Here is a 12,831-nt window from a genome sequence, read left to right as displayed (position 1 = left end):
CGGGCGCTCACTTCATCTTCGCGTAGATCTCCTTGCAGGCCGGGCACACCGGGAACTTCTCCGGGTCGCGGCCCGGGAGCCACTTCTTGCCGCAGAGCGCGCGGACCGGCTTGCCGGTGATGGCGCTCTCGAGGATCTTGTCCTTCGGCACGTAGTGGGAGAAGCGCTCGTGGTCGCCCGGCTCGATGGACTCCTGGTTGAGGAGCTCCTCGAGCTCGCGGTCGAGCGTGGCGGTTCCTCCGCCTCCCTCGAGGGGGTCGGTGCTGCTGTTCTGGACGCGCGGAATCATGCCGACGATCCTACGCGCGGAGCCCGGGCCCGCGGCCGTGCGCTCCGGATCGGGCGGCGCTAGTAGCGGCTGGTGAATGCGACCAGCTCGGTCGCGCGGCGCTCGAACAGCCGGCCGCCGAGGAGCACGCCGAGGGCGAAGACGACCACGGCGCTGCCGAAGCCGACGAGCACGGCGTCGCCCGCCGCCTCCGGGTCGACGAACAGGGCGCGGACGCCGAGCACCACGGCCGGAGCCGAGAGGAGCAGCCCCAGGCCGAACGCGAGGGACTGCGGACCGGCGCCGCTGGCTCCGGGGGCCTGGGGCTGCGTGAACGCGCTGTCGCCCGGGCGCGGAGCCGGATAGGCGAGCCGTGCCGAGACGGCGCTGGCGACGCCGGCGGGGACGAGCAGGAGGCAGGTGTTCACCGCGAGCACGACGGGCAGCGCATCGGGGAGCCCCGAGGTCGCGCTGCTGATCAGCGAGCCGAGCACGACGACCGGCACGCCGAGCAGGAGGGTCGGGAAGGCGCGGCCGAGCCGGTCCGACCAGCCGCGGACGCCCGCGGCCACGTGGAGCCAGAACGCCGAGCCGTCGTAGGCGACGTCGTTGTGCAGGAACCAGCCGAGGAACAGCGCGATCAGCGGGACCGGGAGCAGCGAGAGCAGCGGGAAGGGGACGCCGACGACCGCGAGCAGCAGCAGGGCCGCGACCGGCAGCACCGGCACGGCGACGAGCGACGCCTGGTAGCGCGGATCCCGGAGCCAGTAGGTGATGCTGCGCGCCGCGATCGCGCCGGTCCGGGTCGAGCCGAGGACGTCGAACCAGCCCAGCCGGAGGCCGCGCGGCGGCCGGTGCGTGCGCTCGGGGCGCTCCGTCAGCAGGCGGACGACGAGCCACCAGAGCGCGCCCGCCGCGACGAGCGTCGCCAGGGCCAGCAGGAGCGGGCCGAGCGCGTCGCCGGTCCGGGCGGCCGGGGCGATCATCCACGCCGCACCGAACGGAGTGGCCCCCATCGCCGCGCCCCAGCGCTCGAGCACCGGGGTGTCCCCCGTGTCGACCAGCGCGGCGGCGCCGAGGGCTGCGGGACCGCCCAGCATCAGCACCAGGCCGAGGACGGCCAGCAGCTCGCGGGCGGTCCGGGAGGGGACGAGGGCGGCGGAGGCGGCGAGGCCGATCCGCGCGAACAGGGAGGCCGTCGCCACCGCGAGGAGCGGGCCGACCACGGCGAAGGCGCCTGCGCCCGGGGCGAGCGGCGCGCTCGCGAGCCCGACCACCAGCAGGGCGAGCGTGGGGACAGAGACGAGGCCGGCCAGGGCGAGCGCCCCGGCGAGGCGGAGCGGCGGAAGGCCGAAGAGGCGGAACGCGCGCGGATCCATCGGGTCGAGCGGGCCGAGCAGGAAGGGCAGCACCAGGAAGCCGACGGAGACGAGGCCGCCGGCGGTCACGAGAGCGCCCGCCGCCGCGTCGGAGGAGCGCAGAGCGCCGATCGCCCCGATCAGCAGGGCCGTCACCGCGACGACCACGACCACGCCCAGGACGGCGCCGGCCGAGCGCGCGGGCCCGGAGCGGAACGCGCCCAGGAGGACGTCGATCCTCAGCCGGAGAAGTCGTGCAGCCACTGCAGCCCCTCGGCGATCTGCTTGCCGCCCGCGAGCTCGAGGAAGCGCTCCTCCAGCGTCGCGGTGCCGGCGACCTCCGCGACCGTCCCGGAGGCGAGCACGCGCCCGCCGACGATCACGGCCACGTCGTCGCAGACGCGCTCGATGAAGTCGAGCCCGTGGCTGGAGAGGACGACGGTGCCGCCGCCCTCGACGAAGCGGCGCAGCACGGTGATCACGGCGGCCGAGGAGACCGGGTCCACCGACTCGAACGGCTCGTCGAGGACCAGCACGCGCGGGGCGTGGATCATCGCCGCCGCGAGGGCGACCTTCTTCGCCATCCCCGCGGAGTAGTCCGAGATCAGGCGCTCCAGCGCGTCGGAGAGGCCGAGCGCCTCGGCCAGCTCGACCGTGCGCTGCTTCGCCGTGGCGAGGTCGATGCCGCGCAGCGCGGCGGAGTAGGCGAGGAACTGGGCGCCGGTGAGCCGGTCGAACAGCCGGAGGCGGTCGGGCAGGACCCCGATCAGCGGCTTCGCGGCCGACGGGTCCTTCCAGACGTCGACGCCGTGCACGAGGACGCGGCCGGTGTCGGGTCGCAGAAGGCCCGTCATCATCGAGAGCGTGGTGGTCTTGCCCGCGCCGTTCGGGCCGATGATCCCGTAGAAGGTCCCCGCGCGGACGGCCAGGTCGATGCGGTCGACCGCCACCGTCCTCCCGAAGGTCCGGGTCAGCTGGTGCAGCTCGAAGACGACGGGCGAGGCGCCGTCCGGATCCGCGGCACCCTCAGCGGGCTCGGCGTTCGTCACGGACGTCATCCGGCTACGGTACCAACTCGCCCGCAGGCCCCCGGCGCCCGCGCCGACACCCGGCGACACGGCGAGAGGTCAACCACCCTGGCCCCGGGGGGCGTGAACTGTACACTAGGTCTCTACCCGAGGAGTCGATCAGATCGAGACGCAGCGGTTAATTCGAGGAGAACACACGATGATGCACACAGGTTCGACGAGCAGCAGCCCCGCCACCGTCGTCATCCTCGCCGCAGGGATGGGCAGCCGGCTCGGCCGCTCGCTCCCCAAGCCGCTCACGCCGCTCAGCGACGGGCGCACGATCATGCAGCAGCAGTTCGACAACATCCACCACGCCTTCGGCACGAAGGTCCCGGTGAGCATCGTCGTCGGCTACAAGCTCGAGCACATCATCGAGGCCTTCCCCTCGGCGACGTTCGTCTACAACGAGCAGTACGACCAGACCAACACCTCCAAGAGCCTCCTCCGCGCGCTGCAGGCGAGCGGGCAGGGCGGCGTGCTCTGGATGAACGGCGACGTCGTCTTCGACCCGCGCATCCTCGACCGGGCGGCCGCGCTGATCGCGAAGGACGTCTCCTTCGTCACCGTCAACACCTCGAAGGTGTCGGACGAGGAGGTCAAGTACACGACGAGCGCCGAGGGCTTCATTCAGGAGCTCTCCAAGACGGTGCGCGGCGGCCTCGGCGAGGCGGTCGGGATCAACTACGTGTCCGCCTCCGACAAGGCCGCGCTGGTGCGCCAGCTCGCCCGGGTCGACGCCCAGGACTACTTCGAGCGTGGCATAGAGTTGGCGATCGAGCAGGACCGCCTGCTCGTCGAGCCGATGGACATCTCCGACCTCTACGCCGTCGAGGTGGACTTCGCCGAGGACCTCGAGCGCGCGAACCTCTTCGTCTGACGCTCCCGGCTCCTCCCCCGGCTCGAGCGGAGCCGACGGGAGGAGTCGCGCAGTGAGCACGGCCGACACCCTCGCGACCGAGACGGCCCTGCGCCACCGGCGCTCCCGGGCCTGGCGCTACCGTCACTCCCTCTGGCTGCTCACCAGGCGCGACCTCACCGTCCGGTACGCCACGAGCGCGCTCGGCTACGTCTGGTCGGTTCTCGACCCGCTCATCATGTCGGGCATCTACTTCTTCGTCTTCACCGTCGTCTTCCGGCGGACCGTCGGCGAGGACCCGTACATCGTCTTCCTGCTCGCGGGCCTTCTGCCGTGGATGTGGTTCAACCAGGCGACCTCCGACGCGACCCGCGCGTTCCTCCGCGAGGCGAAGCTGGTGCGGTCGACGTCGATCCCGCGGACCATCTGGGTCGGGCGGATCGTGCTCTCGAAGGGCATCGAGTTCGTGGCGAGCCTGCCGGTGCTGGTGCTCTTCGCCGTGATCGCCGGCGCGCACCTGACCTGGGCGGCGCTGCTGTTCCCCGTGGCGATCCTGCTGCAGGCGGTGCTCACGCTCGGCGTGGGTCTGCTGGTGGCCCCGCTCGTGGTTTTCTTCCGAGATCTGGAGCGGGCCGTGAAGCTCGTGCTCCGGTTCCTCTTCTACGCGTCGCCGATCATCTACTCCACGGCCAACCTGCCGGAGCAGATCCGGCCGCTCGCGGCGCTCAACCCGCTCAGCGGGATCTTCGCCCTCTACCGCTCCGCGTTCTTCGAGAGCGAGCTCGACGTCCCGCTCATTCTCGCCTCCGCGGGCCTCTCGGTGCTCGTGCTGGCGCTGGGCCTCGTCGTCTTCCGCCGCTCCGAGCGCGCGGTGCTGAAGGAGCTGTGATGGCCGACGCCCCGGTGGTCATCGAGTGCCGCGGCCTCGGGATCCGCTTCCGCCGCAACCGGCGGGGCCGCCGCTCCTTCAAGGACCTCTTCGCCGGCCGCTCCCGCCGCTCGCGGCCCGGCGAGTTCTGGGCGCTGCGCGGGCTCGACGTGCAGGTGCGGGCGGGCGAGGCGATCGGTGTCGTCGGCCGGAACGGTCAGGGGAAGTCGACGCTGCTCAAGCTCGTCGCCGGCGTGGTGCTGCCGGACGAGGGCGCGGTGGAGGTGCGCGGGGGCGTCGCTCCGCTCATCGAGATCACCGGCGGCTTCGTGGCCGACCTGAGCGTCCGCGAGAACGTCTACCTGACCGCGGGTCTCCACGGGATGTCCAAGCGCGAGGTCGACGCGCGCTTCGACTCGATCATCGAGTTCGCCGAGATCGGCGACTTCCTCGACACCCCCTACAAGCACCTCTCGAGCGGGATGAAGGTGCGGATCGCCTTCTCCGTCGTGTCGCGGCTCGAGGAGCCGATCATCCTGGTGGACGAGGTGCTCGCGGTCGGCGACAGGGCGTTCCGCGAGAAGTGCTACGCGCGGATCGAGGAGCTGCTCGCCTCCGGCCGCACCCTCTTCTTCGTCTCGCACAACGAGCGCGACCTCCGCCGCTTCTGCACGCGCGGCCTCTACCTGGACAAGGGCCGCCTGGTGCTGGACGCGCCGATCGAGGAGGTGCTCGCGCGTTACGCTGAGGACTACGCGCCGACACCGCGGAGCAGCACGGCGCCGGCCGAGGGCCCGCCCGTCCAGGGCACCGTCTCCGACGACTGACCCCTCCCGCACGCGGCGCCCGAGGACGCAGGAGTGCACGACATGGCCCAGAAGGACCGCAAGCGCGAGCGCGCCGTGGAGAGGGCCGGCGAGGTGGAGCAGGCCGACGGCTCCGAGAACGCGCAGTTGGCGAAGCTGCTCGACCGGCTCCTCGCGGTGCAGCGCCCGGCCGTGCTGGCGAACATCCGCCTGCTGCGGCGCCGGCGTCCCGGGGCGACTCCGGACCAGATCATCACGTCGCTCGAGCGGCAGTACCTCTCGAGCGTGGCCGCGGGAGGCGCGGCGATCGGGGCGACCGCCGTCGTCCCCGGCATCGGCACGGCCGCCTCGGTGGCCCTCTCCGGCGCGGGAGCGGCGGGGTTCCTGGAGGCGAGCGCGCTCTTCGCGCAGTCGGTGACGGAGGTGCACGGGATCCCGCTCGAGGACCCGGACCGCGCGCGGGCCCTCGTGCTCACGCTGATGATGGGCTCCTCCGGCAGCGAGATGGTGCGCCAGGTGGCCGGGCAGGCCGTCGGCGGGGGCAGCGGCCTCAACCAGTACTGGGGCTCCGTGGTCACGAAGGGCCTGCCGTCCTTCCTCGTGGGCGAGCTGGCGGACCGCGCGAAGAAGTCCTTCGCCAAGCACTTCCTCGCCCAGCAGGGCGCGGGCCTGGTCGGCCGGGCGATGCCGTTCGGGATCGGAGCGGCACTGGGCGGCGTCGGCAACGCGATGCTGGGCCGCAAGGTGATCCAGAGCGCGCGCGACGCGTTCGGGCCGGCACCGCAGGCGTTCGGCAACACCCTCGTGCTCGAGCCGACCCGTGCCGAGCGGAAGGCGCTGGCCGCCGCGCCGGCCAAGCCGCTGGCGCTGTTCGTCCGCGACTACGGCGGAACGGGCGAGCGGACGGCGCTACTCCTCCACGGCCTCGGCTCCGACTCCCGGATCTGGTACGCCCTGGTCCCGACGCTGCACGAGCACGGCTACCGCGTGGTGGCCCCCGATCTCGCCGGTCACGGCGGCTCGCCGGCGTCGCCCGTGTACTCGCCGGAGCGCTGGGCGTCGGACGTCCGCGCCTCGGTGCTGCAGACCCCCGACCTCGTCATCGGCCACGGCCTCGGCGCCGTCGTCGCCGCCCGGCTCGCCCCCGAGTACGGCGCCGACCGGCTCGTCCTGCTCGACCCCGCGTTCTCGGACGCCCGGGGACTGACGAGCGCGCTCCACCGCGGCGGCTCGGTCGCGCACGTCGAGAAGGGCGACGCCGACTCCCTCCGCCACCGCCACCCGATCTGGACGGACGAGCAGATCGAGCTCGACGTGTCGGCCCACGCGCTCTGGGAGCAGGACTCCGCCGGCGGGCTGACGGCACGGGGTGCGGCCGAGGCCCCCGAGACGTTCCCCGTGCCGACGCTCGCCGTGATGCCTGAGGACCCGCTGGGCCACGGCTCGCTGGGCGGCGTCCTCGCCGGCCGCGGCGTCGAGGTGCGGACCGTGCCGGGGGGCGGGGCCTCGATCCTCCGTGAGGACCGCGCGGCGCTGATCGCGGCGCTGGAGGACCGGATCTAGCTCAGACCATCCTGCTCGGCGCGGGCCGCGCGCTGTGGTCCGGAGCCGTCGGAGGCGATCGGTCAGCGTTCCCGAGGCCGGCACCCGGGCCCGACGAGCGGCATCCCGAGCACGGTGCGGACGAGTCCGCCGCCGTCGCGGTCCTCGGCGATCACGCGGAGGCCGGTCTTCTCGGCGACGCGCCTCGAGGCGGCGTTGTCCGGGTGCACGAGCGCCACGAGTCGTCCCGCGAGGCGGTGGGCGAGCGCGAGGTCGCGGCAGGCCGCAGCCGCCTCGGTGGCGTAGCCGCGGCCGTGCAGACCGGCCCGCACGTGGTAGCCGACCTCGAGCTCGATCCCGCCGTCGACGCGCTGCCAGGTCAACCCGCAGTCGCCGACGAACTCGCCGTCGAGGGTCTCGACGATCCACAGCCCGAAGCCGTGCTCGCGGTAGTTGCGCCGGTTCCACTCGATCCAGGCGGCTGCCTGCTCGCGGTCCTTCGGCGCGGGGTAGTACCGCATCACGACCGGGTCGCCGAGCAGGTCCGCCATGTCGGGGAGGTCCTCGGCGGTCATCTCGCGGAAGCGCAGCCGGGCGGTGGCGGCGGGGATCATCGGGTCAGGCTGCTCGGCCTGCGACTGCGGAGACGGCGACCGGAACCGTCGTCGAGCGCTCGATCCATCCGGCCGCCGCCCCCGGCCCTACTTCTCCGCCTTGGCGGCGGCCTTCGCGGCCTGCTTGGTGGCGCGGACCTTCGTCAGCGACTCCGGAGAGACGATGTCGGCGACGGAGCGGAAGGCGCCCTCCTCTCCGTACGCGCCCGCGGCCGAGCGCCAGCCCTCCCCCGAGAATCCGCGCTGCTTGCCGAGCAGGGCGAGGAAGATCCGCGCCTTCTGCTCGCCGAAGCCGGGCAGCGCCTTCAGACGCGCGAGTACCGTGCGGCCGTCGGGCTCGTCCCGCGTCCAGACAGCCGCGGCGTCGCCGTCCCAGTCGTCGACCAGAGCGCGGCAGAGGACCTGCACGCGCCCCGCCATGCTCGCCGGGTAGCGGTGGATCGCGGGCGGAGTCCGGCAGAGCTCCGAGAACGCGTCCTCGTCGAAGCCCGCGATCGACGCGGCGTCGAACGAGGCGCCCTCCGCCTCGAGGCGCTCCTCGATCTTGCGGGGCCCGGAGAAGGCCGTCTCCATCGCGACCTGCTGGTCGAGGAGCATCCCGATCAGCAGTGCCAGCGGGTCGCGGCTGAGCAGCGCGTCGGCGTCGGGATCGTCGGTGATGTGCAGGGCGGAGTCGCGGGTCATCCTCCAGGGATACCACGGACGGCCCCGGCGGCGAGCGCGCGGACGGTCCGGTCGACGAGGTCCAGCGCCGCAGCGAGCTCGAGGTCGCCGACATGGCCGTAGCCGAGGACCAGCGCCTCGGTCGCGGCCCGTCCCGACAGGGCGTACTCGTGCAGAGTGGCGACGAGCAGTCCCTCCCGGAGCAGCGCGGCCGCGACGGCGTGCGCGTCCAGAGGCGCGGGCAGGGAGAGGACGACGTGCAGACCCCCGTCGAGTCCGCTCGCGCGCCCCCACGGCACCGACTCCCCGAAGGCGTGGACCAGCTCACGGCGGTGGGCGTAGCGCCGTCTCGAGCGCGTGAGATGCCTCCGGAACGCCCCGCTCGCCATGAACTGCGCGAGCGCCGCCTGCGTCGGACCCGAGGCGGAGGCGTCCTTCTCGTCGTCGAGGCCGGCCAGCGCCCCGCGGAGCCAGGACGCCGGCGGAACGGCCAGGTAGGCGATGCGGAGCCACGGCGAGACGGTCTTCGAGAACGACCCGACATGGGCGACTCCGCCGCCGGAGTCGAGCGAGGCGAGCGCGGGCAGCGGGGCGCCGACGTAGCGGAACTCGCTGTCGTAGTCGTCCTCCACCACGAGCAGGGGGCCGGCCGACGCGCGGCGCACCAGCTCCAGGCGCTCGGCGAGGGCGAGCCTGCCTCCGGTCGGGTACTGGTGCGACGGAGTGACGACGACCACGTCCGCGCCGGAGCTCGCGAGAGCGTCGAGGTCGATGCCGTCGCCGCGCACCGGGACGCCGACGACCTCGTGCCCGTCGGCGCGCAGGCGGCGCCGGACGGCCGGGTAGCCGGGGTCCTCGACGGCGACGCGCACCTCGCGTCCGAGCGAGGCCGAGGCGGCGCGGGCCAGGAGCGCGACGGCGCCCGCGGTGCCGCTGGTCACCACCACGTCCGACGCCTGCACGTCGACGCCGCGGGACCGGCGCAGCTGCTCGGCGATCTGCTCCCGCAGGGCCGGGTCCCCGGAACCCCGAGGAGGCGCCGAGGGCGGCGAGGCGAGCGCCAGGCGCCAGGCGGCCCGCCACTCCGGGGTGTCGAGGGCGCGGGTGTCCGGCCGGCCCGGCCTCAGGTCCGCCGCGGCGGGCGGGACGACGGTCTCCCGGGACTCCGGCCGCGGCTCCTGCGGCGCCGGCGCCAGCAGTCCGTCGGAGGCGACCGTCACCGCTGCGCGCGGGTGGGCGACGAGGTAGCCCTCCCCCACCAGCTGATCCACCGCGGCGACGACGGAGCCCCGCGAGACGCCGAGCCGCTCGGCGAGCACGCGGCTCGACGGGATCGGATCGCCCGCCCGGTAGCGCCCCTCCAGCACCGCCTGGCGCAGCGCCTCGGCGAGCCCGGCGCGGACCGAGCCGCGCGGCGACGGCCCGAGGAGGAGCGGGATCTCCAGATCGCCCGACGCCATCGACCGCTCCGCTCTGGACCACTCCGATCGCGGCCCAGTGGCATCCTGGCAGATCCAGTCGGCGCGGGACGATTCCGACATGGACAGCCTCCCCGTCACCGACCGCACCCGCGTCTCCCGTCTCCGCGACCGCCAGCGCACCGATCCCGCCGAGCTGCACGCCCTGCTCGACGAGGCGCTCGTCGCCCACGTCGCCGTCGTGCGGGACGGCGCCGCGATCGTGCTGCCGATCCTCTTCGCCCGCGACGGCGACTCCCTCCTGCTGCACGGGTCGAGCGGCGGAGGACTGCTGCGGCAGGCGGCGCGGCACTCGCTCCTCACCGCCTCGGTCACGCTGGTCGACGGACTGGTCGTCGCCCGCTCCACCTTCGACAGCTCGATGAACTACCGCTCGGCGATGGTGATCGGCCGAGCCGAGGCGCTGGAGGGCGAGGAGAAGGCGCGGGCCCTCGACCTGCTGGTGGCACGCCTCCTGCCGGGGCGCAACGAGGAGGTGCGGCCGAGCACCGACCGCGAGATCGCGGCGACGCTGGTGCTGCGCCTCCCCCTGGCCGAGGCGAGCCTGAAGGTGCGCGCGCACGGAGCGGGCGACGAGCCGGAGGCCGGGGTCTGGGCGGGCGTCGTGCCGCTGGTCACCCGCACGCTCGCGCCGGTGCCGGCGGAGGAGGGCGTCGCGGTCCCGGAGTCGGTCCGCCGCTTCAGCGCTGCGGTCGACGGCGCGGTGCCGCCCTGGCGCTGAGCGGACCGGCCGTCGCGGTGCGGTCCGCTACTTGGCGTCCTGACGGGGGAAGACGACCTTCTGCACGACGATGATCACCGAGGCCGCGACCGGGATCGCGACCAGGGCGCCGAGCACGCCCGCGATGGTGCCGCCCGCCACCGCCGCGATCACGACGACCGCACCGGGGACCGAGACGGCCTTGTTCATGATGCGGGGGCTGAGGAGGTACGCCTCGACCTGCATGTAGACGAGGTAGTAGATCGCGGCGACCAGCGCGGTCAGCGGCGAGGCCAGGAGGCAGGCGAGCGAGATGATCACGGCGCCCGAGAGCGTGCCGACCAGCGGGATCAGGGAGCCGAGGAACGCGACGCAGGCCAGCAGCGCCGGCACCGGGGCGCCGATCGAGAGCAGCAGGATGAACGTGAGCACGCCGTTCACGCCGGCGAGCGAGACCTGGCCGACCACGTATCGGCCCACGGCGCCGGTGATCTCGTCGCCGACCTCGTGCGCCTTCGCGCGGTGCGAGGCGGGGGCGAAGCGGTAGGCGACGGCCTTCATCGAGCGCAGCGACGCGAGGAAGTACAGCGTCAGGATCAGCACGATGACGGCGCCGGTCACGCCGCTGGCGATCCCGGTCCCGACCGCGATCAGTCCGCCGCCGAGCGAGAGCAGGTTGTTGGGGTTGCCGATGAAGCTCTGGACGCTCTCGATCAGCTCGTCGATGTCGATCACGCCGCGCAGCTGCTGCTCGAGGTCGAGCACCCACTGCTGCGAGGCGATGTCGGTGACGATCTGCGGGGCGCTCGTGACGAACATCGTCAGCTGCTCGACCAGGATCGGGATGATGTAGACCAGCAGGCCGGCGAAGATCAGCACCACCGCGGCGAAGACCGCCGTGATCGCGAGCGGCCTCGGCAGGCGCTTGCTCTCGAGCCAGGAGACCAGCGGATCGAGGCCGAGCGCGAAGAACAGCGCCACGAAGATGTAGGTCAGCACCGTGCCCAGCTGCACGACGAGGCCGCCCAGGACGAGCGCCACCAGCACGCCGAGCGCGCCGAACAGGCCGATGCGGAAGGAGCGGATCGTGAAGACCGGCTTCTCCGGGTCGGCGGAGACCACGATGTCCGGCTCGACCGCGGGCTGGGCGGGTGCCGACCGGCGCCGGCGGGAGCGGGCGAAGGCGCGCGGGGTCATCATGGGACGAGCGTAGCGGGGCACCGGGAGGCCGCCCGGCGACCGGCCCACCCTTGACGCGGCCGTTCGAGCGGTGCTCCCGCCCGCTCAGCCCTCCGGATCGTGGTCGTCGACCGCGCCGTCGCCCCGGTGCAGAGCGGCGTGCCGCTCCCACTCGGTGAGCAGGTGCTCGATCGCCTCGTGGAAGCGCCGCGTGGCCGCTCCGGGCGACGTGTCGCCGAAGTAGCGGTGCACCCAGCGCTCCAGCCGCTCGACCGACTCCGGATCGTGCTCGGCGCTGTCGATCCGCGCGATGATCGCGGAGGCGTCCTCGGCGTGCAGCCACTCCGCGTCGCCGAGGTAGCCGCTCTCGTCGACCTCGGCCTCGGCGCTGACGGGCCGGGTGACCAGCAGCGGGCGCCCCGTGGCCAGCCGGTCGTAGACCATCGCCGACACGTCGAGGATCGCGAGGTCGGCGGCGGCGAGCTGCCAGCCGAGCTCGGCACCGGTGTCGTGCACGTGACCGGCTCGCGGATCGGCGGCGTTGGCGGCGGCGATCATCGCGACGATCGCCCGGTCGGCCGCGGCGTAGTCGGAGTCGACCGCGCCGCTGCGGGGATGCGGGCGGTAGACGAGCCGGAACCGCGGGTCGGCCAGGAGCCCGCGCACGAGGGCCGTGCCGTGGCTCCGGATCGAGCCGTAGCCCGCGGCGGGGCGGTCGCCCTCCCAGGTCGGCGCGTAGAGCACCACGCGGCGCTCGTCGGGCGTGAACGGCACGGCGCCGGCGAAGTGGTCCGCCTGAGGACGGCCGATGGCGAGGGCGCGCCTGTCGAAGTCGTAGTCCCAGAGCACGCGGCGCAGCCGGGCCAGGGCGGCGTCCCCGGCGATCATGCTGTAGTCGTACGCCTTGAACTGGTTCGTCGTCATGTACATCTTGTCGCTCTCGCCGTGGTTGACGAAGACGTGCCAGCGGCGCCCGTAGCGCATCATCTGGAAGTTGCGGGCGTTCTGGTTGACGTAGAGCACGATCCGCAGCGGCTGGCTCGCGATGGTGCTCTCGAGGTCGGCGACGGAGCGGACGTAGGCGACGGGAACCGGGCTCTCGCGCAGCAGCACCTCCGCGGCGCCGGCGTTGCGGCTGAGCAGCACGACCGGGTGCGTCTCCGCCAGCTCGGCCAGCGGCCGGTACCACTGCCGCAGCTGGTACAGGTTGATGTCGCCGTCGGCGAAGTAGACGCCGATCTCGAACCGGCCCTCGGGCAGCGGCCCGCGCTCCGCGAGCAGCCGGGCCACCGCGTGGCGGGCCCGGCGGGCCGCGAGCAGCTCGCCGCCCACCTTGCGCGCGAGTCGCGCGTCGGTGCGGAGGCGGACGAGGAGGGCGCGGGGAGCGGGAGTCATCCGCCCCAGGGTACCGGCGACGGCCCCCGCGCCG

At 73.6% G+C, this 12,831-nt stretch carries 13 protein-coding genes; 5 read left to right on the top strand and 8 right to left on the bottom strand.

All coding sequences use genetic code 11. From position 1 onward, the window contains the following. Positions 1 to 7: 7 nt before the first annotated feature. The 3 genes from C5C10_RS03650 to C5C10_RS03640 are packed head-to-tail and all read right to left on the bottom strand — an operon-like array spanning position 8 to position 2,684. Positions 8 to 289 carry a DUF3039 domain-containing protein gene (locus C5C10_RS03650; RefSeq protein WP_104223568.1) on the bottom strand — a complete coding sequence of 94 codons (282 nt, stop codon included), beginning with the start codon at positions 287 to 289 and terminating at the stop codon, positions 8 to 10. A 59-nt stretch (positions 290 to 348) separates the two neighbouring features. Next, positions 349 to 1,890 (bottom strand): ABC transporter permease, encoded by a 1,542-nt coding sequence (locus C5C10_RS03645; protein WP_104328543.1) that lies wholly within the window; start codon positions 1,888 to 1,890, stop codon positions 349 to 351. Beyond that, positions 1,866 to 2,684 carry an ABC transporter ATP-binding protein gene (locus tag C5C10_RS03640; RefSeq protein WP_104223570.1) on the bottom strand — a complete coding sequence of 273 codons (819 nt, stop codon included), beginning with the start codon at positions 2,682 to 2,684 and terminating at the stop codon, positions 1,866 to 1,868. Before C5C10_RS03640 ends, C5C10_RS03645 begins: the two co-directional genes overlap by 25 nt. A gap of 172 nt (positions 2,685 to 2,856) precedes the next feature. Between C5C10_RS03640 and C5C10_RS03635 the strand changes: the two genes are divergently transcribed. The 4 genes from C5C10_RS03635 to C5C10_RS03620 are packed head-to-tail and all read left to right on the top strand — an operon-like array spanning position 2,857 to position 6,789. Continuing rightward, positions 2,857 to 3,573 (top strand): NTP transferase domain-containing protein, encoded by a 717-nt coding sequence (locus C5C10_RS03635; RefSeq protein ID WP_104226983.1) that lies wholly within the window; start codon positions 2,857 to 2,859, stop codon positions 3,571 to 3,573. Between the two features lie 52 nt (positions 3,574 to 3,625). Continuing rightward, positions 3,626 to 4,441 (top strand): ABC transporter permease, encoded by an 816-nt coding sequence (locus C5C10_RS03630; protein WP_374953337.1) that lies wholly within the window; start codon positions 3,626 to 3,628, stop codon positions 4,439 to 4,441. Further along, positions 4,441 to 5,247: an ABC transporter ATP-binding protein gene (locus tag C5C10_RS03625; RefSeq protein ID WP_104223571.1), complete on the top strand. Its 807-nt coding sequence runs from the start codon at positions 4,441 to 4,443 to the stop codon at positions 5,245 to 5,247. Before C5C10_RS03630 ends, C5C10_RS03625 begins: the two co-directional genes overlap by 1 nt. Before the next feature lie 42 nt (positions 5,248 to 5,289). Continuing rightward, positions 5,290 to 6,789, top strand: coding sequence for an alpha/beta hydrolase (locus tag C5C10_RS03620; protein WP_104328542.1), 1,500 nt, complete (start codon positions 5,290 to 5,292; stop codon positions 6,787 to 6,789). Positions 6,790 to 6,851: 62 nt separating this feature from the next. Here C5C10_RS03620 and C5C10_RS03615 read toward each other — a convergent pair whose 3' ends face one another. The 3 genes from C5C10_RS03615 to C5C10_RS03605 all read right to left on the bottom strand — a co-directional run bounded on the left by C5C10_RS03615 (position 6,852) and on the right by C5C10_RS03605 (position 9,505). Beyond that, the gene (locus tag C5C10_RS03615) at positions 6,852 to 7,382 is read right to left on the bottom strand and encodes a GNAT family N-acetyltransferase (protein WP_104328541.1); all 531 of its coding nucleotides are present in this window, start codon (positions 7,380 to 7,382) and stop codon (positions 6,852 to 6,854) included. An 87-nt stretch (positions 7,383 to 7,469) separates the two neighbouring features. Continuing rightward, on the bottom strand, positions 7,470 to 8,066 hold the full coding sequence (locus C5C10_RS03610; RefSeq protein WP_104223574.1) for an HhH-GPD-type base excision DNA repair protein: 597 nt from the start codon (positions 8,064 to 8,066) through the stop codon (positions 7,470 to 7,472). After that, positions 8,063 to 9,505 (bottom strand): PLP-dependent aminotransferase family protein, encoded by a 1,443-nt coding sequence (locus tag C5C10_RS03605; RefSeq protein ID WP_181073380.1) that lies wholly within the window; start codon positions 9,503 to 9,505, stop codon positions 8,063 to 8,065. Before C5C10_RS03605 ends, C5C10_RS03610 begins: the two co-directional genes overlap by 4 nt. A gap of 79 nt (positions 9,506 to 9,584) precedes the next feature. Between C5C10_RS03605 and C5C10_RS03600 the strand changes: the two genes are divergently transcribed. Further along, complete coding sequence (locus C5C10_RS03600) at positions 9,585 to 10,244, top strand: pyridoxamine 5'-phosphate oxidase family protein (protein WP_104328539.1); 660 nt, start codon at positions 9,585 to 9,587, stop codon at positions 10,242 to 10,244. 27 nt (positions 10,245 to 10,271) lie between these two features. On the opposite strand, the gene C5C10_RS03595 is transcribed toward C5C10_RS03600, so the two are convergent. Beyond that, positions 10,272 to 11,423, bottom strand: coding sequence for an AI-2E family transporter (locus C5C10_RS03595; RefSeq protein WP_244229611.1), 1,152 nt, complete (start codon positions 11,421 to 11,423; stop codon positions 10,272 to 10,274). 84 nt (positions 11,424 to 11,507) lie between these two features. Then, positions 11,508 to 12,797 carry a hypothetical protein gene (locus C5C10_RS03590; RefSeq protein WP_258060387.1) on the bottom strand — a complete coding sequence of 430 codons (1,290 nt, stop codon included), beginning with the start codon at positions 12,795 to 12,797 and terminating at the stop codon, positions 11,508 to 11,510. Between the last annotated feature and the right edge of the window lie 34 nt (positions 12,798 to 12,831).

Source organism: Rathayibacter sp. AY1A3 (assembly GCF_002930975.1).
In the GTDB taxonomy this organism is placed as follows: domain Bacteria; phylum Actinomycetota; class Actinomycetes; order Actinomycetales; family Microbacteriaceae; genus Rathayibacter.
The sequence above is the reverse complement of the archived record's forward strand: the minus strand, read 5'-3'. Positions and strand labels throughout refer to the sequence as shown.